Here is a 239-nt window from a genome sequence, read left to right on the forward strand (position 1 = left end):
GAACATTTCGTCGACGTACTACTTCCACGACGTGCCGTTCACCGCGCTTTACGGAACGCGGTACGTGGGCCGCTCAAAGCTCTTCTCCGACTTTCTCTCCGACGCAGCCGCAGGTACTTTGCCCTCGTTCTGCATGGTCGATCCGAGCTTTGGCGGTGAAGCGCAGGGCACGTCGAACGACGATCATCCGCATGCCGACGTGCGCAACGGCCAAGTGCTGCTCGGCCAGATCTACGACG

General features: G+C 60.7%; 1 protein-coding gene. It reads left to right on the plus strand.

Going from position 1 to position 239, the window contains the following annotated elements:
• Positions 1 to 239, plus strand: a 239-nt coding sequence (locus tag SB753_RS40930) for an alkaline phosphatase family protein (RefSeq protein ID WP_410805662.1), incomplete at both ends; no start/stop codon positions are given.

It is taken from the genome of Paraburkholderia sp. SIMBA_053 (assembly GCF_046534895.1).
In the GTDB taxonomy this organism is placed as follows: Bacteria; Pseudomonadota; Gammaproteobacteria; order Burkholderiales; family Burkholderiaceae; genus Paraburkholderia; species Paraburkholderia caledonica.